Annotated in this window: 21 protein-coding genes; 12 read left to right on the top strand and 9 right to left on the bottom strand. The window is 63.9% G+C overall.

The window, feature by feature from the left end; genetic code table 11:
* Positions 1-4: 4 nt before the first annotated feature.
* The 4 genes from dut to WFR25_RS01355 are packed head-to-tail and all read right to left on the bottom strand — an operon-like array spanning position 5 to position 3,943.
* Positions 5-448: a dUTP diphosphatase gene (gene dut, locus WFR25_RS01370; protein ID WP_419723128.1), complete on the bottom strand. Its 444-nt coding sequence runs from the start codon at positions 446-448 to the stop codon at positions 5-7.
* Positions 435-1,667, bottom strand: a complete 1,233-nt coding sequence (coaBC, locus tag WFR25_RS01365; RefSeq protein WP_336967823.1) for a bifunctional phosphopantothenoylcysteine decarboxylase/phosphopantothenate--cysteine ligase CoaBC — start codon at positions 1,665-1,667, stop codon at positions 435-437. The genes dut and coaBC overlap by 14 nt, the downstream gene beginning before the upstream one ends.
* A gap of 4 nt (positions 1,668-1,671) precedes the next feature.
* Positions 1,672-3,204, bottom strand: a complete 1,533-nt coding sequence (gene ubiB / locus WFR25_RS01360) for a 2-polyprenylphenol 6-hydroxylase (protein WP_336967821.1) — start codon at positions 3,202-3,204, stop codon at positions 1,672-1,674.
* Between the two features lie 7 nt (positions 3,205-3,211).
* Complete coding sequence (locus WFR25_RS01355) at positions 3,212-3,943, bottom strand: class I SAM-dependent methyltransferase (RefSeq protein WP_336967819.1); 732 nt, start codon at positions 3,941-3,943, stop codon at positions 3,212-3,214.
* Between WFR25_RS01355 and WFR25_RS01350 the strand changes: the two genes are divergently transcribed.
* The 5 genes from WFR25_RS01350 (at position 3,942) to WFR25_RS01330 (ending at position 7,776) form a co-directional block, all read left to right on the top strand.
* The gene (locus WFR25_RS01350; protein ID WP_336967817.1) at positions 3,942-4,112 is read left to right on the top strand and encodes a hypothetical protein; all 171 of its coding nucleotides are present in this window, start codon (positions 3,942-3,944) and stop codon (positions 4,110-4,112) included. The genes WFR25_RS01355 and WFR25_RS01350 overlap by 2 nt on opposite strands.
* Positions 4,113-4,121: 9 nt before the next feature.
* Entirely contained in the window at positions 4,122-4,934 is an 813-nt protein-coding gene (gene mutM / locus WFR25_RS01345; protein WP_336967815.1) for a bifunctional DNA-formamidopyrimidine glycosylase/DNA-(apurinic or apyrimidinic site) lyase, read from the top strand.
* 110 nt (positions 4,935-5,044) lie between these two features.
* Positions 5,045-5,308, top strand: coding sequence for a 30S ribosomal protein S20 (gene rpsT / locus WFR25_RS01340; protein ID WP_336967814.1), 264 nt, complete (start codon positions 5,045-5,047; stop codon positions 5,306-5,308).
* A 417-nt stretch (positions 5,309-5,725) separates the two neighbouring features.
* Positions 5,726-7,129 carry a chromosomal replication initiator protein DnaA gene (dnaA, locus tag WFR25_RS01335; RefSeq protein WP_336967812.1) on the top strand — a complete coding sequence of 468 codons (1,404 nt, stop codon included), beginning with the start codon at positions 5,726-5,728 and terminating at the stop codon, positions 7,127-7,129.
* Positions 7,130-7,161: 32 nt separating this feature from the next.
* The gene (locus tag WFR25_RS01330; protein WP_336967809.1) at positions 7,162-7,776 is read left to right on the top strand and encodes a peptidylprolyl isomerase; all 615 of its coding nucleotides are present in this window, start codon (positions 7,162-7,164) and stop codon (positions 7,774-7,776) included.
* A 15-nt stretch (positions 7,777-7,791) separates the two neighbouring features.
* On the opposite strand, the gene WFR25_RS01325 is transcribed toward WFR25_RS01330, so the two are convergent.
* Both WFR25_RS01325 and WFR25_RS01320 read right to left on the bottom strand, forming a co-directional pair.
* Entirely contained in the window at positions 7,792-8,967 is a 1,176-nt protein-coding gene (locus tag WFR25_RS01325; RefSeq protein WP_336967807.1) for a GGDEF domain-containing protein, read from the bottom strand.
* Positions 8,968-9,050: 83 nt separating this feature from the next.
* Positions 9,051-9,929: a LysR substrate-binding domain-containing protein gene (locus WFR25_RS01320; RefSeq protein WP_336967804.1), complete on the bottom strand. Its 879-nt coding sequence runs from the start codon at positions 9,927-9,929 to the stop codon at positions 9,051-9,053.
* Positions 9,930-10,265: 336 nt separating this feature from the next.
* Here WFR25_RS01320 and WFR25_RS01315 point away from each other — a divergent pair, with 336 nt between their 5' ends.
* From WFR25_RS01315 to WFR25_RS01290, 6 genes are all read left to right on the top strand, one after another.
* Entirely contained in the window at positions 10,266-12,575 is a 2,310-nt protein-coding gene (locus tag WFR25_RS01315) for a CDC48 family AAA ATPase (RefSeq protein ID WP_336967802.1), read from the top strand.
* 104 nt (positions 12,576-12,679) lie between these two features.
* On the top strand, positions 12,680-13,327 hold the full coding sequence (locus WFR25_RS01310) for a class I SAM-dependent methyltransferase (RefSeq protein WP_336967799.1): 648 nt from the start codon (positions 12,680-12,682) through the stop codon (positions 13,325-13,327).
* 22 nt (positions 13,328-13,349) lie between these two features.
* Positions 13,350-14,525 (top strand): BaiN/RdsA family NAD(P)/FAD-dependent oxidoreductase, encoded by a 1,176-nt coding sequence (locus WFR25_RS01305; protein WP_336967798.1) that lies wholly within the window; start codon positions 13,350-13,352, stop codon positions 14,523-14,525.
* A gap of 79 nt (positions 14,526-14,604) precedes the next feature.
* The gene (locus WFR25_RS01300) at positions 14,605-15,693 is read left to right on the top strand and encodes a helix-turn-helix transcriptional regulator (RefSeq protein WP_336967795.1); all 1,089 of its coding nucleotides are present in this window, start codon (positions 14,605-14,607) and stop codon (positions 15,691-15,693) included.
* 280 nt (positions 15,694-15,973) lie between these two features.
* Entirely contained in the window at positions 15,974-17,239 is a 1,266-nt protein-coding gene (locus WFR25_RS01295) for a glutamate-5-semialdehyde dehydrogenase (RefSeq protein WP_336967792.1), read from the top strand.
* 81 nt (positions 17,240-17,320) lie between these two features.
* The gene (locus tag WFR25_RS01290) at positions 17,321-18,439 is read left to right on the top strand and encodes an AI-2E family transporter (RefSeq protein ID WP_336967790.1); all 1,119 of its coding nucleotides are present in this window, start codon (positions 17,321-17,323) and stop codon (positions 18,437-18,439) included.
* Here WFR25_RS01290 and WFR25_RS01285 read toward each other — a convergent pair.
* Entirely contained in the window at positions 18,390-20,924 is a 2,535-nt protein-coding gene (locus WFR25_RS01285; protein ID WP_336967788.1) for an ABC transporter permease, read from the bottom strand. The genes WFR25_RS01290 and WFR25_RS01285 overlap by 50 nt on opposite strands.
* Positions 20,921-21,610 carry an ABC transporter ATP-binding protein gene (locus tag WFR25_RS01280; RefSeq protein WP_336967786.1) on the bottom strand — a complete coding sequence of 230 codons (690 nt, stop codon included), beginning with the start codon at positions 21,608-21,610 and terminating at the stop codon, positions 20,921-20,923. Before WFR25_RS01280 ends, WFR25_RS01285 begins: the two co-directional genes overlap by 4 nt.
* 18 nt (positions 21,611-21,628) lie before the next feature.
* On the opposite strand from WFR25_RS01280, the gene WFR25_RS01275 reads away from it, so the two are divergent.
* Positions 21,629-22,333 (top strand): arylesterase, encoded by a 705-nt coding sequence (locus tag WFR25_RS01275; protein WP_419723127.1) that lies wholly within the window; start codon positions 21,629-21,631, stop codon positions 22,331-22,333.
* Here WFR25_RS01275 and WFR25_RS01270 read toward each other — a convergent pair.
* On the bottom strand, positions 22,330-23,001 hold the full coding sequence (locus WFR25_RS01270) for a spermine/spermidine synthase domain-containing protein (RefSeq protein WP_336967783.1): 672 nt from the start codon (positions 22,999-23,001) through the stop codon (positions 22,330-22,332). The two genes, WFR25_RS01275 and WFR25_RS01270, sit on opposite strands and share 4 nt — an antisense overlap.
* Positions 23,002-23,081: the final 80 nt, after the last annotated feature.

The following is a 23,081-nucleotide window of genomic DNA, read 5'->3' as shown; positions in this document are numbered from 1 at the left end:
TGTTTTATACGCCCGTCGATCCAAAGCCGCCCGCGCCGCGTGCGGTGTCATCAAGATCGGTAACCTCGGCGAAGGTCGCCATTTGCACCGGCGCGGCCACCAGTTGCGCGATCCGGTCGCCGCGCGCGATGACGAACGGCGCGTCGCCCAGATTGATGAGGATGACCTTCACCTCGCCTCGATAATCCGCGTCGATCGTGCCGGGTGCATTGGGCACGCTGATGCCGTGCTTGAGCGCCAGACCGGAGCGAGGGCGCACCTGTACCTCAAATCCTTGCGGAATCGCCATCGCGAACCCCGTGGCGACAGCATGGCGGCCACCCGGTGTGATCGTCACATCCTCCGCCGACACCACATCCATGCCCGCGGCATGCGCGGTGGCATAGGTGGGCGCGGGTAGCCCATCGCCATGGGGCAAACGCTTCAGGCGAATTTCAATTGAGGGCATCAGCAACTTTCTCGATCAGGCGGTCGGCGACCGCATCCTTGGGCATGGAGTCCCAGCTTTCGATCCCGGCGGTGGTGATAATGTGGACGCTATTGGCGTCCCCGCCCATCACGTCACCCGAAACGTCGTTGGCGACGATCCAGTCGGCCCCCTTGCGCGCCAGCTTCGCCTGCGCATGTTCGGCGACTTTTTCCGTCTCGGCCGCGAAGCCCACCAATAGCCGGGGCCGCTGCGAATGGTGGCCAAGGGTCGCCAATATGTCCGGATTCTCGGCCAGTTCCAACGGTGGCGGTGCGCCGCTGCCGTCCTTCTTGATCTTCTGTGCCGCATTGTCGGCGGTGCGCCAGTCGGCGACGGCGGCGACCATGATCGCGGCGTCGGCGGGCAGCGCGCCCTCGACCGCCGCCAGCATCTCACGCGCCGTCTCGATGTCAATGCGATCGACATTGGGCGGCGTGGGCAGGGCGACCGGCCCCGCCACCAGTGTCACCCGCGCACCCGCCGCTGCCGCTGCACGGGCGATGGCGAAGCCCTGTTTGCCAGAGGAGCGATTGGCGATGTAGCGCACCGGATCGATCGGCTCATGCGTCGGCCCGGCGGTGATGAGGATATGTCTGCCCGCCAGCGGCTGGTCGGGCGCTGCAAAATCGGGCTGGTCGGCCAGCGGGTCGGCGAGCTGGGGCGCGGCCAGCAGGCGCTCAATCTCCGCCGCGATCGCTTCGGGTTCGGGCAGGCGGCCCTTGCCATATTCGCCGCAGGCCATGTCGCCACTGTCCGGCTCCATGATGTGGATGCCATCGGCGTGGAGCCGCTCCAGATTGCGCTGGGTCGCCTTGTGGTGCCACATGCGGACATTCATCGCAGGTACCGCCAGCACCGGCTTGTCGGTGGCGAGCAGGATCGTGGTGGCAAGGTCGTCGGCAATGCCGTTCGCCATCTTCGCCAATATGTTGGCGGTCGCGGGGGCGATGACGATCAGGTCGGCCTGACGCGATAGCTGGATATGGCCTATCTCCCGCTCTTCTTTCAGGTCGAACATATTCCCATAAACCTGATCCTCGGTCAGCACGCCAAGGCTGAGGGGAGTCACGAACTGCTGGGCGCTGTCGGTCAGCACCGCGCGCACGGCAATGCCCTTGCGCCGCAGCACGCGCACCAGTTCCAGCGCCTTGTAAGCGGCGATGCCGCCGGAGATGATGAGGAGGATGCGCTTGTCCATGGCGCTACCCTAGCAGCGCCATCACGCTGGCTCCAGCCACAGCCGCAATCACCGCCACCAGCGCATAGCGCCAGCCCGCGCCGACGCGGATGAGCTTGACCTCGGTGAGCGGAGGCGGGGGTGGGGCGCCGCCCTTTTCCGGGAAGCTGTCCTCGATCCGTCGGACCAGGTCGGGCAGCCGCTGGAAGGTGCGCCAGTTCTGGATCAGCGCATCGGCGGCCTTGGCCTCTGGCCCCAGTTCCGTCCGCAACCACTCTTTCACATAGGGGCCACTCGTCTCCCACATGTTGATATTGGGGTCGAGCGCAGTGGCGACGCCCTCCACCATGACCATCGTCTTCTGAAGGAGAAGAAGGTGCGGCTGGGTCTGCATATCGAAGTCGCGGGTGATGGCGAAGAGGCCATCGAGCATCCCGCCTACCGACAATTCACTCACCGGCTTGCCGCGCATCGGCTCGCCCACGGCGCGCAGTGCGGTTGCGAACTCGGCGACGTCATGATGGGCGGGCACATATTGCGCTTCGAAATGAATCTCGGCGACGCGGCGATAATTGCCGGTGATGAGGCCGTAGAGAATTTCCGCCAGCCACATGCGCGCGCGCCGGTCGATCCGGCCCATGATGCCAAAGTCGATCGCGGCGATGTCGCCATTGGGCGTCACGAACAAATTGCCCTGATGCATGTCGGCGTGGAAGAAGCCTTCCGCGATCGCCTGCCGCAGAAAGGCGTTCACCAGTCGGGCGGCAAGGGCGGGCACATCATGACCCGCCGCCACCAGCGCCGCGCGGTCGGCGATCTTGATGCCGTTCACCCATTCCATCGTCATGATCCGGCCCGATGTCCGGTCCCAATCGATGGCGGGAATGATATAGCCCGGCTCGGCGACCATCGCCTCGGCCAGTTCCGATGCCGACGCGGCCTCGCGCCGCAGGTCCAGCTCGCGTGCGGTCCAGCGTTTGAGATTGGCGATGACCAGGCGCGGGCGCAGGCGCGCGATTTCGCCGCCCAGTTGTTCGACATGGGCGGCTGCCCATTCATAGGTCTGGATGTCGCGGTTGAACTGGTCGATAACGCCGGGCCGGATCACCTTGACCGCGACGTCGCGGCCATCGGCCGTGGTCGCGCGATGCACCTGCGCGATGGAGGCCGCACCGACCGGCACTTCATCGAAGCTGGCGTAAATTTCCTCCAGCGGTCGCCCGAAACTCGTCTCTATCTCCGCGCGGATTGTCTCGAACAGCACGGGGGGCAGCGCGTCCTGCAAGCGCAGCAGGTCGTTGGCCGCTGCGTCTCCGACCAGGTCGGGCCGGGTCGCCAGCGTCTGCCCCAGCTTGATCGCCGCCGGGCCGATCGCCTGGAAAGCGTCGGCATAGCGTGGCTCCTTTGGAACGCGCGCGCCGAACCGGGCGATTCGCACCAGTCGCCGAACGGGCGTGGGGGTCAACGGATCGCGTTCGATGCCGCGCAGCGCGCCGTGACGCGCCAGGATACGGCCCCATTTGAGCAGCCGCCAGATATGCGTGATATGTGTTGTCACGAGGCGGTCAGATCTTCCAGCCGCTGTGAATCGCGACCAGCCCGCCCAGGATCGGCTCGACCTTCGTCTGGGTGAAGCCCGCCGCGCGGATCATGGCTTCAAAGGTTGGCATGTCAGGAAAGCGGCGAATCGACTCGATCAGATAGCGATAGCTGTCCTCGTCATCGGCGAGCAGCTTGCCGATCTTGGGCACCAGCTTGTGCGAATAGGTTTCGTAGATTTCCGCAAAGCCCGGCCAGGTGGTGGTCGAAAATTCCAGGCAATAGAAGCGCCCGCCAAATTTCAGCACGCGGTGCGCGTCGGCCAGCGCGCGGTCGATATGGGTGACGTTGCGGATGCCAAAGGCGATCGTATAGGCGTCGAACCGGCGATCGGCGAAAGTCAGTTCCTCGGCATTCTGCTCCGACCAGATCAGCCCTTCCAGCTTCTTTTTCCGGGCGCGTTCCACACCCACGGCCAGCATTTCGGGATTGATGTCGGCCACCGTCACATCGGCGCCGTGGCGATGCATGCGGAAGGCGATGTCACCGGTGCCACCCGCCATGTCCAGGATCGCCTCGCCCTTGCGCGGCTTCACGCGGGCAACGAACTGATCCTTCCACAAACGGTGGGCGCCGCCCGACATGGCGTCGTTCATCAGGTCATATTTGCCTGCGACATTGGAAAAGACGGTGCGGACCATGCCCGCCTTCTGGTCGGCATCGACGTCGCGATAGCCAAAGGATGCAGTTTCGCTCATGGCTGACGCTCTAGAGCATCGGGCGGAAAAGTGGGAACCGGTTTTCCGCAAAAACGATGCGATAACGAAAAAAGTAGAACAAGCGACCTGCGTCGGATTTAATGCGGCTTGCTCTGGTCAGGGTTTGAGGACGGCCATGATGCTGGTTATTATCCGTCTCCATGCCTAGATGATCCTTATGCCAGAGCTTCCCGAAGTCGAAACCACCGTCGCGGGCCTGCGGAGCGTGTTGCAGGATGCGGTGCTGACCCGAGTCGAGCCGCGCCGCGCGGACCTGCGCTGGCCGATCCCGGTGGATCTGCGCCAGCGACTGACCGGAGCTACCGTCACGGGCCTGTCCCGCCGAGCCAAATATGGCCTGATCGACACGGATCGGGGTGACACGCTGCTCTTTCACCTCGGCATGTCGGGACGCTGGCGAATCGACCCGACCGAGATTGGGGCGCATGATCATTTGCTGCTGGAGACGGCAGGGGGTCGGGTGCTGGCGCTCAACGATCCGCGCCGATTCGGTTCCATCGACCTGCTGCGGAGCGACTCATGGGAAAGCCATGGTCCGTTCACGCGCATGGGGCCGGAGCCGCTGGGACCGGATTTCCACGCCGCCTATCTGACAATCGTGCTGACAGGAAAGGGCGCCTCGATCAAGGCGGCGCTGCTGGATCAGCGAATCGTCGCGGGGCTGGGCAATATCTATGTGTGCGAAGCGCTCAACATGGCGGGCATCGCGCCCTCTCGCGCAGCAGGCACTGTAGCGCGCAAGCGGCTCACGGCATTGGTCGAGGCGATTCGCGACGTCCTTGTCTCCGCTATTGCAGCGGGCGGCTCTACCCTGCGCAATTATGCCCGACCGGACGGAGAACTGGGCTATTTCTCGAAACAATGGCGTGTCTATGGGCGCGAGGGGGAGGAATGCCCGTGCGGCGGTACTATAGCGCGCCGGGTGGAGGGCGGACGCTCCACCTTCTATTGCCCCAAATGCCAGCGTTGATGCGGCCTATCGGTTGACTGGACCCAAGATCCTGTGTAGGGGCCGCACCTTCATTGAGCCGTCTGGTTTCCGCCGGGCAGTTCTTTCACGATATTTGACTGAGGACTAGAATGGCCAATACGCCGCAAGCCAAGAAGCGCATCCGTCGCAACGAGCGTCGCGCCGCCATCAATGGCGCGCGCGTCAGCCGCATCCGTACCCTGGTGAAGAAGGTTGAGAGCGCTCTGGCGGCTGGCGACAAGGCCGCTGCTGCTTCGGCGCTTCAGACCGTTCAGCCCGAGCTGGCTCGCGGCGTTGCGCGCGGCGTGCTCCACAAGAATACTGCTTCGCGCAAGTTCGGTCGCCTGACCAAGGCTGTCAGCGCCCTCGGCTAAACTCGACGAACATCGCTATTGAAAAAGGCCCGTCCGGCATTAGCCGGGCGGGCCTTTTCACATGTCCGTCACAAATTCGTTACGATTACGGAATCAAGCTTTTGCAACGATTCGAGCGCAGTCGTCCTTTTTGAGATTTATTAAATCTTTGAAAATACAAGATAATTTCAATATCCCAGCTTTTCCAAGGCCTTGGAGAGTCAACGGCTTTATTTCAGTTTTTTGACCTCTATCGGCCTTGATCGCGATGGGTGAGCAAGTCTATCCAAGTTGTCCGGTCGCCGCTCGAATCACTTTCCTGGCGGCCCTTACTAGTTTTGGTCGCGCGTAGAGTGCGGAAAAGCATGGCTTTTCCGCAGGGGCCTTTGTGCGCGGCAAATATGAGCTTAGAATCGTACAGGCGGGGATGACGCAGGCATGAATGACACCGGTATTTCTGTTTTGGCATCGGACCAGTCTGACGCGGGTGATCGCGCGCGACTGGATGCTGCCTGGACTGAGATCCGGGTGGGCCTGCGCCGCGACATTGGCGCGCGGATGTTCGACCAGTGGTTGAAGCCTGCGCAACTGGGTGATTACTGCCCCGACTCGCAGACACTCGACATTCAGTTCGCCTCCGACTTCAGCGCCAATTTCGTGTCGGGCCAGTTTGGCGATCGCTTGCGGATGGCGTGGCGCTGCGCCGGTGCCGCCGTGCGCGAGCTGCGTCTGGTACGCGCTCGCCACGCAACCGGTCCGCGCGTGCTGGAACTGCCTGTTGCCGTCGAGCCGGTCGAAGCAGCCGTGCCGCGCGCGCCGACGTCCAATTTCCAGCCCCGTCATCGTTTCGACCAGTTCGTAACCGGCGAGAGCAACCAGCTTGCCTTCTCGGCGGCGCAGGCGATGGCGGGTGAGGCGCAGCCGCGCTTTTCACCGCTGTTCATCCATGGCGGCACCGGTCAGGGCAAGACGCATCTGTTGCACGCTATTGCCGCAGCTTTTTCCGACCATTCGCCTGCTGCAGCCGTCCTCTACATGTCGGCCGAACGCTTCATGATGGAATTTGTAAACGCGATGCGCGCCAACGAGACAATGGCGTTCAAGGCGCGGTTGCGCGCGGCCCGGCTGCTGCTGATCGATGACATTCAGTTCATCGCGGGCAAGGGATCGACGCAGGAAGAGTTCCTGCACACGATCAACGAACTGATCGACACCGGCGCGCGAATCGTCGTCACCGCCGATCGGCCGCCACAGATGCTGGACGGGGTCGATCCACGCATTCTCTCACGCTTGGCGGGCGGTCTTGTCGCCGATATTCAGCCGGCCGCACTGGAGCTGCGCCTGGCGATTCTGGAGGCAAAGCGCGCCATTGCCGGTGATCCGCCGGTGCCCGACGCTGTGATCGATTTCCTGGCTGGCGCGATTCGCTCCAATATCCGTGAGCTGGAAGGCGCCTTCAACAAGCTGATCGCCTATGGTCAGTTAACCGGTCGCCAGATCGACATGGATTTCGCCCAGAAGATGCTGGCCGACGCTGTCCGTGCCAACGCCCGTCGTATCACCGTGGATGAGATCCAGAAGGTATGCGCCGCCCATTTCCGGATCGACCCGTCAGAAATGCGGTCCAAGCGCCGTGCGCGCGCCGTTGCCCGGCCACGTCAGGTCGCCATGTATCTGGCCAAGAAGATGACGCCCCGCTCGCTGCCTGAAATCGGTCGCATCTTTGGCGGTCGCGATCACAGCACCGTCATTCATGCGATTCGCACAATCGAGGATCTGCGCCAGAGCAACCCGGACATGGACGCCGACATCCGTGCGCTCCAGCGCCAGTTGGAAGGCTGACAAGCAGTTGGCGCTGGGATAGAAGCAGGGGCATGATCCGCACACTCCTGTTTGCCCTTGTCTCGCTGCTATTTACCGCGCCGCTCCAGGCGCAATCGCCCATGACACCTCCAGCACCGCCATCAGCCGATGTGAAGGTGGTGCTGGACACCAGCGCCGGACGGATGGTCATTGCCCTTCATTTGGGCAAAGCGCCGGTGACGGCAGGCAATTTCCTGCGTTATGTCGATCAGAAGCGGTTCGACGGCACCAGCTTCTATCGGGGGGTGGGCAACGCGGTCTATGGGTTCGTTCAGGGCGGTACCCAGAATGATCCCAAACGCATTCTGCCGCCGATCAAGCACGAGCCGACCAGCCAGACCGGCCTTGCCCATGATGACGGCGCGTTGTCGATGGCGCGCTATGCGCCGGGTAGCGCCAATGGTGATTTCTTCATCGTGCTGGGAACGATGCCGGCGATGGACGCCCACCCAGAGGCGGCGGGTGACAATCAGGGCTTTGCGGTCTTCGCCCATGTGGTCGAGGGGATGGATGTGGTGCGCGCCATAGTTGCCGCGCCCAAATCGCCCACGGCTGGGGAGGGCGTGATGAAGGGACAGATGCTCGACGCGCCGATCAGGATCGTGACGGCGCGGCGCCTGCCCTGATCTCAGACGTGTGGTTCAGTCATGCTCGGCCGCGAGATAAACGCGGTTGCGGCCATGTTCTTTCGCCAGATAGAGCGCCCGGTCGGCAGCCTTCAGGGCTGTGCGCGGATCGTCATAGCCCAGGACGTTGGCAATCCCGGCTGAAAAGCTTACCCGTTCCATGCGTTCACCGCTGGCGCGGTTGACCAGACTGCGAGTGGCCAGGTCTTCACGGACCGAATCGACCAGTTCGCACGCTTGCGCGGCGGTTTTGCCGCGCAGGAGCATCACGAACTCCTCGCCGCCATGCCGTGCGACGTGGCAGTGGTCGTCGGAAATCTTGGCCAGCAGACCAGCCACAAATTTCAGCACCCGATCCCCCGTGTCATGACCATGGGCATCGTTGACCTGTTTGAAATGGTCGATGTCACAAAAAGCGACGTTCAGCGGCTCGTCATTATTCTGCGCGAGGATCACCTCGTCGCGCAAAACCGTCTCAAAGGCGCGGCGGTTGGGAAGACCTGTCAGATGATCATGCTCGGCGGCGTGACGGGCGCATTCCAGGCTCGATTTCAGGGCATGGGTCTGTTTCTGGTTTTCGCGCAGTTGCGTTTCGACCTGGCGGGTCTTCTCCACCATCGACCGGGTCAGGTTGACCAGGCGCGCCAATATAGGTTCGCTATCATGGGTGCTGGCCAGATCCTTGGCCTGCTCTTGCAGGGCAGCACCATAGTCTTTCGCCGAATCGCGCGATTCCTGCACCAGGCCGGTGAAGTGCGACAGATTTTCCTCGACCTTGTCGAGCATGGTCGCCAGCGATTCAGGGGTTACTTCATCGGAGCGTTGTTCGGTCGTGAGCGTTTCGACCCAGCCGTTGGTGATCTTGCCCCGCTCCATCAATACCGCCCGGATCGCCTTTTCCACGCCGATATTGGCGCCGGTCAGATAATCGTGCGCGACGCCGAAATTGAGCGGTGTCAGGTCCAGATCATGGGCGAACAGGAAATCGCCAATCTCTTGATACAGCTTGCGCCGTCGGTTGATCTCACGGTTGAGGCCTGCATTGTCGACGCGAGAGGGGGGCACTTGCTCCTCGTCTGCCTCCGCGACGTCCTCGATCTTGCCGGAAAAGCCTCTGGCCCACCGCGTCAAGCGGTCGGTCAGTCCATGCTGCGCGCTCGCAGAAGAAGCAGAAGAAGAGGTGCCTGTCATGCGCTTGAATACGACCGGACAGGAACAGGGTTAAGGGCGTGCAAAAGATTCTGTCGTGCAGGCAATCGGCGTGCGCACGGATGTCAGATGTCCGCAGCCACCAGCCAGTCGCGGAACAGCCGTACTGCGCGCGTCTGGAGCGCGCGGGGGCGGCAGACGAAGAAATAGCGATAGGGACTTTCGACATGGGTGGGGAACAGGCGCGCCAGCCGCTCGTCGCCCGACTGTGTGAAATGGCTGGTGTGCATGACGGCGACGCCCAGCCCCTGCGCGGCGGCCTCCAGCATCAACTGCCCCGAATCATAATTGTCGATGGCGGCGGGTTGCAGGTCGGGCAAGCCGACCGCTTCCTTCCACGCGTCAAAGGCCAGATTCATGTCACGATGGAGCAGGATCGTGTGGCGGCTCAGCTCTTCCGGGCTTTTCAGCGCATCGGGGCCTTCGCTCAGGCCGCGACGACCGATCAGATAGACTTCCTCATGGTCCAGTTCATGGACGTAGAGCGCTGGGTCGATATCCTTGGCCAGTACGATTGCCGCGTCCAGCCCCTCACCCAGCCGCGCGACCGCATGAGGCGTGGTCTCGATGTCGATATGCAATTGGGGATGCAACTGGCGCAGCGTTCCCAGATGCGGGAATAGTCGCTGAGTCGCGAACAACGGCATCACCGCCAGACGCAAGCGCAACTGGTTGCCGCCGCTCTGGATATTTTCCAGCGCTTGACTCATCGCATCCAGTGCTGGAGCCATGTCCTCCAGCAGGCGCTGACCGTCGGTATTGATCTCCAGCGCCTGATGCTTGCGGTCGAAAAGCGGGCGACCGATGAAGCGCTCCAGCGCCTGTACCCGGCGGCTGAGCGCCGGAGTCGAGAGCGCAAGCTCCTCCGCCGCGGCCTTCACGGATCCCAGGCGCGCAACCTGCACAAAGGCCTCAAGGGCCGTTAGGGGCGGTAATCTACGCATAACCGCTCAATATCCGAAGCGCCGCCTGCTGCAATGCGTCATTTATGACTTTTCGCACTTTCGCAGGACTATTTCTGCATCCTTTCGATAATGAGCAGTAAATTGCTGGAAATGGCAAGATGCAATTTTTGCAACTGGTCGTATTATTTCGCACTTGCGAAGAGGGGGCCGGAGCCGCACATAGAGCAGGCCTTTCAGGCATCCTCTCCTAAAACTTTATAAGGTCGGCCGTTCTGGTCGGCCTTTTTTTTGTTGTCTCCTTAACGATCCGGGGGACTTTCGCTGCACATTGGTGTTTCCTATCTCCTGTAGACACGACGCAGGACGGGGATAGGCATGGCCGAGCAGGAAGATGTCGGACGGAAGATTCAGGTTGCCAATGCGCGGCCAGAGGATGCGGGGCGCGGCCTTGCTCGCTTGCCGCTGGCGGTGATGGCCGAGCTGGGCCTGACCGAAGGCGACGTGATCGAGATCGTCGGCAAGCGCACCACGCCCGCCCGGGCCGTGCGCCCCTATAAGGAAGACGAAGGACTGGACGTAGTCCGGCTGGACGGGCTTCAGCGCGCCAATGCAGGCGCTGGCTCCGGCGATTTCGTGGCGATCCGCAAGATTGAGCCGCGGCCCGCTCAGCGGGTGGTCTTTGCGCCCGCGCAGAGCAACCTGCGGCTTCAGGGCAATCCCGATGCGCTGAAGCGCGTCTTTTTCCAACGCCCGCTCGCCTCTGGCGACGTCGTGGCGACTGCCGGGCAGCAGCAGGTGCCGCCCGGCGACATGCCGCTGGAAGTGCAGCGTATGTTGTCCGCGCCTGCCTATGCGCTCCAGGAAATTCGCCTCGTCGTCGTGTCGACCCTGCCCAAGGGTATCGTCCAGATTGACGCCGAGACAGAGGTCGAGCTGCGCCCGGAATATGAGGAACCGCGCGAAGCGCGGCGCGCTGACGTCACTTATGACGATGTCGGCGGCATGGCCGATACGATCGACCAGCTGCGCGAGATGGTGGAGCTACCGCTGCGTTATCCCGAACTGTTCCTGCGGCTGGGAGTCGATCCGCCGCGCGGCGTGCTGCTGCATGGCCCGCCGGGCACCGGCAAGACGCGGCTTGCCCGCGCGGTCGCCAATGAATCGGACGCGGAATTCTTCCTGATCAACGGACCGGAGATCATGGGGTCGGCTTATGGCGAGTCGGAAAAGCAGCTGCGTGAGATATTCGAGGCAGCGGCCAAGGCCGCACCCTCGATCCTGTTCATCGACGAGATTGATTCGATTGCGCCCAAGCGGGGGCAAGTTACCGGTGAAACCGAAAAGCGGCTTGTCGCCCAGTTGCTGACGCTGATGGACGGCCTTGAGCCGCGCATCAACCTGGTCGTGATCGCCGCCACCAACCGGCCCGAAGCGCTGGACGAAGCGCTGCGTCGTCCGGGCCGCTTCGACCGCGAGATCGTCGTGGGCGTCCCCGACGAACGCGGGCGGCGGGAGATATTGGGTATCCACACCCGTGGCATGCCGCTGGCCGATGGGGTGGACCTCGCCGAACTCGCCCGCACGACCTACGGCTTTGTCGGCGCGGACATGGCGGCGCTCACCCGTGAAGCGGCGATCGATGCAGTGCGCCGCTTCATGCCGCGCCTCAACCTTGAGGAAGGGACGATCCCGCCCGACGTGCTGGAGGAATTGTCCGTCACGCGGGAGGATTTCATGGCGGCGCTCAAGCGGGTCCATCCTTCGGCCATGCGCGAGGTGATGGTGCAGGCGCCCAATATCGGCTGGTCCGACATCGGCGGTCTGGACGACGCGCAGATGAAGCTGAAGGAAGGCGTCGAACTGCCGCTCAAGGACCCCGAGGCTTTTCGGCGACTGGGTATCCGGCCGGCCAAGGGCTTCCTGCTTTATGGGCCGCCCGGTACCGGCAAGACGCTGCTGGCGAAGGCGGTTGCGCGGGAGGCGCAGGCCAATTTCATCGCTACCAAGTCCAGTGACCTGCTTTCCAAATGGTATGGCGAGAGCGAGCAGCAGATTGCCCGCCTGTTCGCCCGCGCGCGGCAGGTGGCACCGACGGTGATCTTCATCGACGAACTGGACAGCCTTGTCCCCGCGCGCGGCGGGGGGCTTGGTGAACCGGCGGTGACGGAGCGGGTGGTGAACACCATCCTTTCGGAGATGGATGGCCTTGAGGAACTGCAATCGGTCGTGGTGATCGGCGCCACAAACCGCCCGACGCTTGTGGACCCGGCGTTGCTTCGGCCAGGTCGGTTCGACGAGTTGATCTACGTTCCCGTTCCTGACGAGGCGGGGCGGCGGCGTATCCTGGACATCCACACGAGCAAGATGCCGCTTGGCGCGGATGTTGATCTGGACCGGCTGGCCGAACGGACGGAACGTTTCACGGGCGCGGATTTGGAGGATCTGGTCCGCCGGGCAGGCCTTTTCGCCTTGCGTGAATCGTTGCAGGTGGAGGCGGTGTCCATGTACCATTTCACCGATGCGCTGGAAGAAACCCGCGCTTCCGTCACGCCCGAAATGGAGCGCGAATATGAGGAAATTCGTGCGACGCTGAAGCAAAGCGCGATGCAGGTCGATCCGATCGGCTTCGTCGTTCCCGGAATGCTTCGCCCTCGCGAGGGGACGAAGCTGTCCGGGACAGATTGAACCCATAGACCGCCGGGGAGTTGGATAGGCAGGGCGCATGAAGCGCCTTGCATCCCGGCGGCATATTTGCCACGCCACGACAGAGTAGGAACAGGCGGGACGTAATGGCTTCCATACCCTTGAAAAAGCAGCATAAGCGGGCTTCAATGCTGGAACGGGCGCGTCGGTTCTTCAGTGGCTGGGGCATGTTTTTCCGCCAGTTCATGAAGCACCCGGGCATGATCGGGTCGATCATTCCTTCCTCGCCCATGCTGGTCGACAGGATGCTGGACGATGTCGACTGGGCCAACACCCGGCTGTTTGTCGAATATGGTCCGGGAGTCGGCACCTTCACCCACAGCATATTGGAGCGGCTGCCTGCGGACGCGATGTTGCTGGCGATCGACCTGAACCTCGATTTCATATCCTATCTGGCTTCGGAGATCGATGATCCCCGCCTTCGCGCTGTGCATGGATCGGCAGCGGATGTTCGCCGCTTCATTGCCGAGGCCGGCCATCGTCAGGCCGACTATGTCCTGTCGGGCCTGCCCTACTCCACCCTGCCTAAGGGGGTCGGCGAAGCGATCTGTGCTGAGACGCGGGCTGCCCTGCGACCCGGCGGCGAATTTCTCGTCTACCAATATTCCCGCTTCACCCATCGGCTACTCAACCCGCTGTTCGACCGGATCAAGGAAGAGGTGGAATGGTTCAACATTCCGCCCTGCCGTGTCTTTCGGGCCGTGAAGGACGAAGTGCTGGCGCAAGCGGCATGAGCGGTCTGAACAGGCCGCATTCTTGAGTGGCCCTTATGACGCGATTGTCCTTGGCGCGGGCGGGGCGGGCTTGTTCTGCGCCGGTGTTGCGGGACAGCGCGGTCGGCGCGTGCTGGTTATCGACCATACGGCGGGACCAGGCGCCAAGATCCTGATTTCGGGCGGCGGGCGCTGTAACTTCACCAATATCCATACCGCGCCGGACCGCTATCTGTCGGCCAATCCGCATTTTGCCCGCTCGGCATTGAGCCGATACAGCGCGCAGGATTTCATCGCCCTGGTCGATGCCTATGGCATTGCCTGGCATGAAAAGACGCTGGGGCAGCTCTTTTGCGACGGCTCGGCGCGGCAGATCGTAGCCATGTTGATGGCGGAATGCGGCAAGGGCGGGGTCGATTTCGCTTTTGGCAAGTCCATCACCGATGTCACCCACGCCGATGCCAGCTTCACCGTGCGTCATGGTGGAACCTTAAGTAGCGCACCAGCGCTGGTGATCGCCACGGGCGGCCCGTCCATTCCAAAGCTGGGCGCGTCCGACTTCGCCTATGGGCTGGCCCGCCAGTTCGGCCTCAAGGTGGTGGAGCCGCGCCCGGCGCTGGTGCCGCTTACGCTGGGTGGGGACGATGTGCTTTTTCGCGCGCTGTCCGGCGTCTCCGCCCCGGTCGAAGTGCGCTGCGGCAAGGCAAAATTTCGTGAGGCGGCGCTGTTCACGCATAAGGGGCTGTCCGGTCCGGCGATCCTTCAGATCTCCTCCTATTGGCGGCATGGTCAACCGATCGCGATCGACCTGCTGCCCGATCAGTCCCCGCAATGGCTGGTCGAGGCGAAACGAGCCCGTCCGCGCAGCACGCTGGGTGCGGTGCTGGGCGGGCATCTGCCCTCGCGGCTGGCCGACGCGCTGGCCGAGCGCATCGGCCTGTCGGGCGAATTGGCGAACCTGTCGGACCGTGCGCTGCTTGATGCCACGCGGCGCCTGTCGGATTGGCCCTTCACCCCCAATGGGACGGAGGGTTTCGCCAAGGCGGAGGTGACGGTGGGCGGGATCGCCACCGATGGCCTGTCCCAACAGACGATGGAGGCAAAGCGCCTACCTGGCCTTCATGTGATCGGCGAAGCGGTGGATGTGACCGGCTGGTTGGGCGGCTATAATTTCCAATGGGCCTGGGCGAGCGGCTGGGTGGCTGGCCAGGCACTCTGACGGAAATACGCCATTTGACTCCGTCTTGCAGTTGGCGGAGGAAAGAGTGGGGCAGTCGGGGGAAGGCTGAGGCATGGGCATGGCGGACGCCGATCGGTGGGCCGACCGTTTCATAGAAGCGGCGCTGGAGCCGCATCTGTGGCGGGACGTTTTGGGCGAAATGGCCGACGCGACCGGATCGGCGCATGGTCAGTTGATCGGCTTTGGCCCCGGCGCTGCCGCCTTCAACTGGGTCAGCGGGGTCGACGAGGCTATGCTCGTATCGGCCGGGGCCATGAATCTGGTCACCCCCGATGTTAATTTCCGCGTCGCTGCCGACAGGGTCGGCAATGGGGCGCCGATCGTCCATGAAGCGCATTATGACGATGTGCGCGACACGCTGCGCGGGGACGACTATCTCGACTTGTGTTCGGATCTCGACATTCCCCATGGGTGCCAGACACGCCTGTTGGTCGACAAGGGCAGCATGATCGGTCTGGCCTTGCTGCGTGGGGAAAGGGATGGGCGCAGCAGCATCGAGCAGCGCGACCTCTTCGCACGACTCGCTGCCCATGCGGGCGCGGCGGTGCGGATGCAGCGGGCGATCGAACTACAGGGCTTTGCATTGCTGGCGGGCACGTTCGAGGCGATGGACAAGGCCTGCTGGCTGGTCGATGGTAGCGGGCGGGTTGGTGGCATGACACCGGCGGCGGATCGGTTGCTGGCGGATACGCGATTGACGCTCAAGGATGGGCGGCTCGGCACTATGCGAGCAGATGAGGCAAGGCGAATCGCGCGGGCGCTTTACACCGTGCTGACGCCCCCGGCCCAGCTCCCCGATCCCGTGCCGTTGCCCGACGATGAGGGCGGCGTGGCGATACTGCTGGAAATCTTTCCGCTTCCCCGTCGCGCCTGGGATTTGCCCTTCGCCCCGCGCGCCATCATCACCGCGCGCCTGGGCACCCCGACCGATCGTCAGGCCCGCGCGCTGATCGGGACGTTCCACCTGACCCGTGCAGAGGCGGATATCGCGCTACGCATCGCGTCCGGCGCCACGCGGCCAGCGATCGCAGCCGCGCGGGGCGTCTCGACCGAGACATTGAAAGCGCAGATACGCAGCCTGTATGAAAAGACCGGCTGCAATCGTGAATCGCAACTTGTGCGGATCGTCACCCTGTTGGGCGGTTGATCGCGGCGACGAATTTGATCCCGATCGGACCGTCTTACCCTCTTTGGGGTATGCGCCCGCGGATCGGTGAGAGTAAGGGCCGGACATGGCAGTCCACTGCCACCGACGACCGGATCGTATGCGACCCACGATCCGGCCGTCGGCATCATGTTGTTGCCATCTGACTGGCGGCCTGTGCATCCCCTTTCCCCTGACAGGCCTTGTCAAAGGCTGATCGATGGCAATGGTTTCGTTGCCCGGAGCGCCATGCTAAGGCCAATGGTGAAAGGCACGGCCACAGATGAATGATTTGACGCAAACTCCCGAGATGTTGATCGCGACGATGGGCGCGCGCGCGCGCCGCGCCGCTGCCCTGCTTGCCAGCGCCAGTGACGCACAAAAGGCGGACGCGTTGCTGCGTGCGGCCCAGGCCTTGCGCGATGGTGCGCCGGCGATATTGGCCGCCAATATGCGCGACATGGAAAATGCCGCCGCCAACGGATTGTCGCCCGCGATGCTCGACCGGTTGAAGCTGGACGATGCACGCATCGCCGCCACCGCCGACGGGGTCGAACAGGTGGCGCGTCTGCACAATCCGTTGGGCGAAGTGATCGAGGAAAGCGAGCGGCCCAACGGCCTGAAGCTGAGCCGTGTTCGGGTGCCGCTGGGCGTCATCGGCATCATCTACGAAAGCCGCCCCAACGTCACCGCCGATGCCGCTGCTTTGTGCCTGCGCGCGGGCAATGCCGTCATCCTGCGCGGCGGTAGCGAGGCGAAAGAGAGCAATCGTGCGATCCATACCGCCATGGTTCAGGGCATCGTCGCGGCGGGCCTGCCCGAGGATGCGGTGCAACTGGTTCCCACGACCGATCGCGCGGTGGTGGGCGCCTTGCTCAAGGCGTCGCAATATATCGACATGATCGTGCCGCGTGGGGGCAAGAGTCTGGTTGCGCGGGTGCAGGAAGAGGCGCGGGTGCCCGTGCTGGCTCATCTCGACGGTATCAATCACAGCTATGTCGATGCTGCTGCCGATCCCGCCATGGCGAGTGCGCTGGTGGTCAATGCGAAGCTGCGCCGCACGGGCGTGTGCGGCGCGACCGAGACGGTGCTGGTCGATCGGGGCTATGCCGATCCGACAGCGCTGGTGCGCGCGCTGCTCGACGCGGGCTGCGCGGTGCGCGGGGATGAGGCGGTGACGGCGCTGGATGGTCGCGTCACGGCGGCGAGCGAGGAGGATTGGGATACCGAATATCTCGAGGCCATCGTCTCGGTCCGCATGGTCGACGGGATGGAGGGCGCGCTCGCCCATATCGCCGCGCATGGCAGCCATCATACCGACGCGATCATTACCGAAGACGCCGCCATCGCCGAGCATTTCCTGAGCGCCTGCGACAGCGCCATCGTCATGTGGAACGCCTCCACCCAGTTCGCCGATGGCGGCGAGTTTGGGCTGGGCGCGGAAATCGGTATTTCGACCGGGCGCCTGCATGCACGCGGGCCGGTCGCGCTGGAGGGGCTGACCACCTATAAATGGCTGGTGCGTGGCGCGGGGCAGGTCCGGCCCTAGGCCGGGCAGCAGGGGGGCGCCCATCGCCAACTATTCAGCCGATGCCATGTCGGTGCCAGGCCGCAAGAGATGCGAGAAACAATGACCAGCCCCGACGCGCATCGATCCCGGATAGAGGATATGGGCTTCCTTGCCCTGGTGGTCCTCATTTCGCTGGCGCTTGGCTGGGTGATTGGACCTTTTTTCGGCGCGATTCTGTGGGGACTGGTTGCGGCGATCCTGTTCGCGCCGATGAATCGCGGATTTCTGCGCGCACTGCCGGGGCATCGCAACAGTGCCGCCGCGCTGACGCTGATCGTCATCATCGCGCTGGTCATCATACCCGCCATTTTCCTCAGCATGGCCTTGTTGCAGGAGGCGACCGCCCTTTATGCCCGCATTCGCGCTGGCCAGTTCGACATCACCCATCTCTGGCCTGATTTTCTGTCAGTGCTGCCGACCTGGGCGTCGAGCTGGCTGCGCCGTCTGGGCCTGACCAGCTTTGCTGCCGCACGCGACATGCTGGGCGCGGGCGTGGCGAGTGGTGTACGGACGCTGGCGGCACAGGCCTTCTCGATCGGGCAGGGCGCGTTCAGCTTCCTCGTCGGCTTGGGCGTGATGCTGTACCTCACCTACTTCCTGCTGCGTGATGGCGATGGGCTGCTCATCCGCTTTGCCCGCGCCGTGCCGTTGCACGGCCAGCATCGGGAGGCGCTTGCGGAAAAATTCGTCACCGTGATCCGTGCGACAATCAAGGGCAGCGTGGTCGTCGCCATCGTTCAGGGGTTCATCGGTGGCGTCGTCTTCTACATTCTCGACATTCCCGGCGCGCTGTTGTGGGGGGTGATGATGGGTTTCTTCTCGCTGCTGCCCGCGATCGGCACTGCCATCATCTGGGTACCCGTCGCCATCTATCTCTTTGCCACCGGCGCAATGTGGCAGGGGGCCGTGCTGGTCGGCTGCGGCGTGCTGGTGATCGGCATGGTCGACAATCTGCTGCGCCCCATATTGGTCGGACGAGATACGCGGATGCCCGATTATGTGGTGCTGATCTCCACGCTGGGCGGGATCGAGGCGTTCGGCATCAATGGCTTCGTCATCGGCCCGGTGATCGCCGCGCTTTTCATCGCGGCGTGGGATATCTTCACCGATGTGCGGCGTGGCGGGGGCGTTACAGTGCCCTCAGCGCCCGTGCCGGTCGCACCGACATCAGCGGAATAGATCCCGCCAGCCCGATCCCCAGCGTCAGCAGAGCGCCGCCGCCCAGCGTCGCCAGCACGATGCTCCAGTCGGGTGCCCAGCCAAAGTCGAAGACCTGCACGATCACGAACCATGCGGCCACGCTGCCCAGCGCCAGCGATACCATCGCCAGTATCCCCGCGAGCAGCCCATATTCCAGCGCCTGCGTGCCCAATATCTGCCAGCGGGTCGCGCCCAATGTCTTTAGGATCACGCTGTCATAGGCGCGCGCCTGACGCGATGCGGCGATGGCGCCCACCAGCACCGCGATCCCGGCAAGGATCGCGACCGAGGCGGCGGCGACGATGGCAGTCGCCATCTGGTCGAGCAGGCTGCCAACCTGACCGATAATCTCCCCCACCGCGACAACCGAAACGCCGGGAAAGGCGGCGAGCAACGCCCGCGTCGTTGCGCCCTGCACCTGCTGCGACGCGCCGTCGGGCAGGGTGATGGTTGCGGCCAGGCTGTGCGGCGCACTGGCAAGAGCGTTGGGGGAAAAGACCAGCACATAGTTGAAGCCCATCGTGTCCCAGTTGACCTTGCGGAGCGAAGCGATCCGCGCCGTCATCTCGCGACCCAACAGGCTGACGGTCAGGCTGTCGCCGACACCGATGTCCAGAACTTTGGCCGCTTCCTCGTCCAGCGACACCAAGGGCGGCCCGGTATAATCGCGCGGCCACCACTGACCGGCCACCAGATCGCTGCCCTGCGGCAAGGTGGCGCTATAGGTGACGCCGCGCTCGCCGCGCAGGAACCATGCGCCTTCGGGTATTTCCTTGAGGTCGGCCACGCGAACATCGCCATAGCCAACGATCCGGCCTCGCAATGCGGGTACCACATTGACCGTCGCGCCCGGCGCGCGGATCGTCAGGATCGCGCGGAAGGTCGCTTCCTTTGCCGATGGGATGTCGAGCACGAACTGGTCGGGCGCCTTTTCCGGCACCGTCCGCGCAATCTCCGCCCGCAGGCTGGTCTGGATGCCCGCCAGCGTCACGAACAGGGTAAGGGCAAGGCCCAGCGCCACTACCAGCGCGGCGGTCTGCGCGCCGGGGCGATAGAGGTTGGTGATCGCCAGCCGCCATAGCGGGCGGCGCGGACGGGGCAGGCGGCGCGCCACCCATGTGACGACCCATCCAAGGCCCAGCAGCAACAGCAGGACGCCTGCCGTCGCGGCCAGCACGGCGGCGGAAAAGAGCGGCTCGCGCGCCGTCCCGATCGCCAGCACTAACAGGGCGGTACTCGCCAGACCCATGGCGATCAGGCTCTGCCGGTCGAGCCGGTACCGGGGATCGACCAGTTCGCGCAAGATCGCCACCACCGGCAGCGTTCGCGCTTTCGCCAGCGGCGGCAGGGTGAAGAGGAAGGCGATCAACAGGCCATAGACGGCGCTGGTCGCGAGCGGCAGCACATGGATCGCAAAACCCGGCTTCACCGGTAATATGTCGCCCGCCAGCGCTATCAGGGCGGGCGGCAGCAGCGCGCCGACGACCAGCCCCGCCACTATGGCCAGCGCCGCGACCGCGCCAATCTGGAGCAGATAGATGCGCGCAATGTCGGCCGACGTCGCGCCCAGCACCTTTAACGTGGCGATGCTACCGCGCTTGAGCGCCAGATAGGAGGAGACGCCGTTACTGACGCCGATGCCCGCGATCACCAGCGCGGCAAGGCCGATGAGCGAGAGAAACTGCCCCATCCGTTCGAAAAAGCGACTCGCGCCCGGCGCGGCGCGCTCGCGATCCTTGAAGGTCCAGCCCTGCGAGGCATAGGCCTTTTCCAATCGGTCGTGCAGCGCCCTGGCATCGGTGCCGGGGGGCAGCTTCACCCGATATTTGGCGGTGGTGAGGCTGCCGGGCTGGATCAGACCGGTGCGTTGCAGGCCCGCCATCGACACGATCGCCACGGGGCCAAGTGTGAACCCCTCGCCGATCCGGTCCGGTTCGTCGGCGATGATGGCGGCGATGGTGAAGCTGGCCCCGCCATAGCGCAACGCGTCGCCGGGTTTTACCTGCAAGCGTTCGGCCAGCGCCGGGCCGATGAGGATGCGGTCGGGGGTGAGCGGGGCATAGCGGCCCTGCGTCAGCGTTAGCGTACCATAGAGTGGGTAGGCGGTGTCCACCCCTTTAAGTTCGGTCAGCACGGCGGGCGGTGCATCAACGCGCGCAGGCCCGGCCCATTGCGCCATCGCTTGCATCCGCACGGTTTCGCTCAAAGTGCCCAGACGGGCGAAGGCGCGCCTGTCTGCGGCTCCGGCCTCGCGCTGCATCATGGCAATCTCGACGTCGCCGCCCAGCAGCGTGCGGCCGCGCGCCGACAGTTCGTCGGTGATCGAGGCTGTCAGGCTGCTGATCGCGGCCAGCGTCGCCACGCCCAGGAACAGGCAGAGGAACAGCAGGCGCAGGCCGCGAAATCCCGTATGAAGATCCCGTCGCGCGATCCGCCAACTCTGGCTCCAGCCCAGCGACGTCATGCGGCGATAAGCCCGTCGCGCATTTCGATGATCCGCTCGCAACGGGTGGCGAGCGCTGCGTCGTGGGTGATGATCAACAGGGTTGCGTCCGCCGCCGTCCGTCGATCGAACAGCAGGTCCATGATCCGCTCGCCGGTCGCGGCGTCGAGATTGCCCGTGGGTTCATCCGCGAACAGGATAGTCGGTCGCGGCGCCACGGCGCGGGCGATGGCGACGCGCTGCTGCTCGCCGCCCGAAAGCTGGGCCGGATAATGGTCGATGCGATGGCCAAGGCCGACAGCCTCCAATTCTTCGCGCGCCCGGTCGAACGCGTTGGCCATGCCCGCCAGTTCCAGCGGCACCGCGACATTTTCCAGCGCTGTCATGGTGGGGAGGAGGTGGAAGGATTGCAGGACGATGCCGATCCGCCCGCGCCGCGCCTGCGCCAGTGCATCCTCGCTGAGCTTGCCCATGTCGACCCCCGCGACCTCCACCCTGCCATCGCTGGCACGCTCCAGACCCGACAGCACAGCCATCAGCGATGACTTGCCCGACCCTGACGCGCCGAGCAGGGCGACGCTTTCACCCTTCACGATGTCGAGGTCTATGCCCTTCAATATGTCCACTCTGGCGGCTGCGGTGCCTAGGGAGAGGGTGACATTGCGCGCGCGGATCGCAATATGGGCGGGATCGGTCTGCAAGGTCATCAGGAAAGGGCGCTCCATTTGCGCATCAGGAACATCGCATATGGCGGCTGTGTGCTGCTTCTCCAACCGCTGGTCGCCTGTTCAGACGATTCGGTGCCACAAAACCGCATGATGAATGTGGCCGATGCAGTCGCGCCAGTGCCTGCACCGGCGCCCTCGGCGGATACGAAGCTGGTCGTGGCGTTCGGCGACAGCCTGTTCGCGGGCTATAATCTGGAACTGGCCGAGGGGTTCGCTCCCACGCTGGAACGCGCGTTGAACAAGGCGGGCGTGAAAGCGCAAGTCGTGAATGCCGGGGTGTCGGGCGACACGAGCGCGGCGGGACGGGCGCGGCTTGCCTTCACCCTGGATGGACTAGCGCGCAAGCCCGATCTGGTAGTGCTGAGCCTGGGCGGCAACGACATGCTGCGCGGCCTTAGCCCAGAAGAGACACGTACTAATCTGGATGCGATTCTTGCCGAACTGAAAACGCGCGGCATTCCGGCGGTGCTGACGGGCATGCTGGCCGCACCCAATTTGGGGCCGGACTATGCCGCTGCTTTCAATCCCATCTATCCGCGACTCGCCAAGGCCTATGGCGTGCAACTCTACCCCTTCCTGCTGGACGGAGTACTGGGGCAGCGGGCGTTGCAATTGCCGGACGGCATTCACCCCAATCCCAAGGGCGTCGATGTGATGGTGGCAGGCGTTTCGCCGCTGGTGGAAAAGGCGCTGTGGCCCTAACGCTGCGTGGCGAACCAGATGACGTGGCGTGGCCCCTTGCCATTGGATCGGGCCTTCACCGCGACTTCGTCGACCCAGAAGCCTGCGTCCTTCAATCGCCGGGTGAAAGATGCATCAGGACCGGCGGACCAGACCGCGAGCACTCCACCGGGCTTCAGCGCTGCACGCGCCGCCGCCAGTCCGCTCGCTGAATAGATGCGGTCATTGGCGTTGCGCACCAGCCCGTCGGGACCATTGTCCACGTCCAGCAGGATCGCATCATAGGTCGCCCTGCCGTCTGCGATCACCGCCGCGACATCGGCCTCGACCAGTATCACGCGCGGATCGTCCAGGCATCCGGCGGCCAGTTCCACCATCGGTCCGCGCGCCCATTTGATGATCTGCGGCACCAGCTCGGCCACGGTCAAAGTCGCGTCCGCGCCCAATGCCTTCAACGCCGCGCGCAGGGTGAAGCCCATGCCATAGCCGCCGATCAGCAGGTGCGGCGCGGGTCGTCCGGCGATCCGGTCGCAACTCATGTTGGCCAGCGCTTCTTCCGATCCGCTCATCCGGCTGCTCATCAGTTCGTTGCGGTCGAGCACGATCATATAATCCTTGCCGCGCCGGAACAGCCGCAATTCATCCCCACCGGGGATGCGGGCAACGTCGATCAGTTCGCGCGGGGTCATGGCCTTGGCTCCAATTGGGATGCGTTGCCTTAGGGAAGGAAGCGGGCGCGGACAACATTTCGACTTTATCGAATGCATGA

It is taken from the genome of Sphingobium aromaticiconvertens, from assembly GCF_037154075.1.
Lineage (GTDB): Bacteria > Pseudomonadota > Alphaproteobacteria > Sphingomonadales > Sphingomonadaceae > Sphingobium > Sphingobium aromaticiconvertens.
The sequence above is the reverse complement of the archived record's forward strand: the minus strand, read 5'-3'. Positions and strand labels throughout refer to the sequence as shown.

What these genes read in the sequence shown, in the direction of transcription:
- WFR25_RS01315 (WP_336967802.1), top strand. Translation starts at nt 10,266, where the DNA reads ATGGCCGAGCAGGAAGATGTCGGACGGAAGATTCAGGTTGCCAATGCG.
- dut (WP_419723128.1), bottom strand. Translation starts at nt 448, where the DNA reads ATGCCCTCAATTGAAATTCGCCTGAAGCGTTTGCCCCATGGCGATGGG.
- WFR25_RS01290 (WP_336967790.1), top strand. Translation starts at nt 17,321, where the DNA reads ATGACCAGCCCCGACGCGCATCGATCCCGGATAGAGGATATGGGCTTC.
- WFR25_RS01300 (WP_336967795.1), top strand. Translation starts at nt 14,605, where the DNA reads ATGGCGGACGCCGATCGGTGGGCCGACCGTTTCATAGAAGCGGCGCTG.
- coaBC (WP_336967823.1), bottom strand. Translation starts at nt 1,667, where the DNA reads ATGGACAAGCGCATCCTCCTCATCATCTCCGGCGGCATCGCCGCTTAC.
- WFR25_RS01355 (WP_336967819.1), bottom strand. Translation starts at nt 3,943, where the DNA reads ATGAGCGAAACTGCATCCTTTGGCTATCGCGACGTCGATGCCGACCAG.
- rpsT (WP_336967814.1), top strand. Translation starts at nt 5,045, where the DNA reads ATGGCCAATACGCCGCAAGCCAAGAAGCGCATCCGTCGCAACGAGCGT.
- WFR25_RS01285 (WP_336967788.1), bottom strand. Translation starts at nt 20,924, where the DNA reads ATGACGTCGCTGGGCTGGAGCCAGAGTTGGCGGATCGCGCGACGGGAT.
- WFR25_RS01325 (WP_336967807.1), bottom strand. Translation starts at nt 8,967, where the DNA reads ATGACAGGCACCTCTTCTTCTGCTTCTTCTGCGAGCGCGCAGCATGGA.
- WFR25_RS01295 (WP_336967792.1), top strand. Translation starts at nt 15,974, where the DNA reads ATGAATGATTTGACGCAAACTCCCGAGATGTTGATCGCGACGATGGGC.
- WFR25_RS01330 (WP_336967809.1), top strand. Translation starts at nt 7,162, where the DNA reads ATGATCCGCACACTCCTGTTTGCCCTTGTCTCGCTGCTATTTACCGCG.
- WFR25_RS01310 (WP_336967799.1), top strand. Translation starts at nt 12,680, where the DNA reads ATGGCTTCCATACCCTTGAAAAAGCAGCATAAGCGGGCTTCAATGCTG.
- mutM (WP_336967815.1), top strand. Translation starts at nt 4,122, where the DNA reads ATGCCAGAGCTTCCCGAAGTCGAAACCACCGTCGCGGGCCTGCGGAGC.
- WFR25_RS01280 (WP_336967786.1), bottom strand. Translation starts at nt 21,610, where the DNA reads ATGACCTTGCAGACCGATCCCGCCCATATTGCGATCCGCGCGCGCAAT.
- WFR25_RS01320 (WP_336967804.1), bottom strand. Translation starts at nt 9,929, where the DNA reads ATGCGTAGATTACCGCCCCTAACGGCCCTTGAGGCCTTTGTGCAGGTT.
- WFR25_RS01270 (WP_336967783.1), bottom strand. Translation starts at nt 23,001, where the DNA reads ATGACCCCGCGCGAACTGATCGACGTTGCCCGCATCCCCGGTGGGGAT.
- WFR25_RS01350 (WP_336967817.1), top strand. Translation starts at nt 3,942, where the DNA reads ATGGCTGACGCTCTAGAGCATCGGGCGGAAAAGTGGGAACCGGTTTTC.
- dnaA (WP_336967812.1), top strand. Translation starts at nt 5,726, where the DNA reads ATGAATGACACCGGTATTTCTGTTTTGGCATCGGACCAGTCTGACGCG.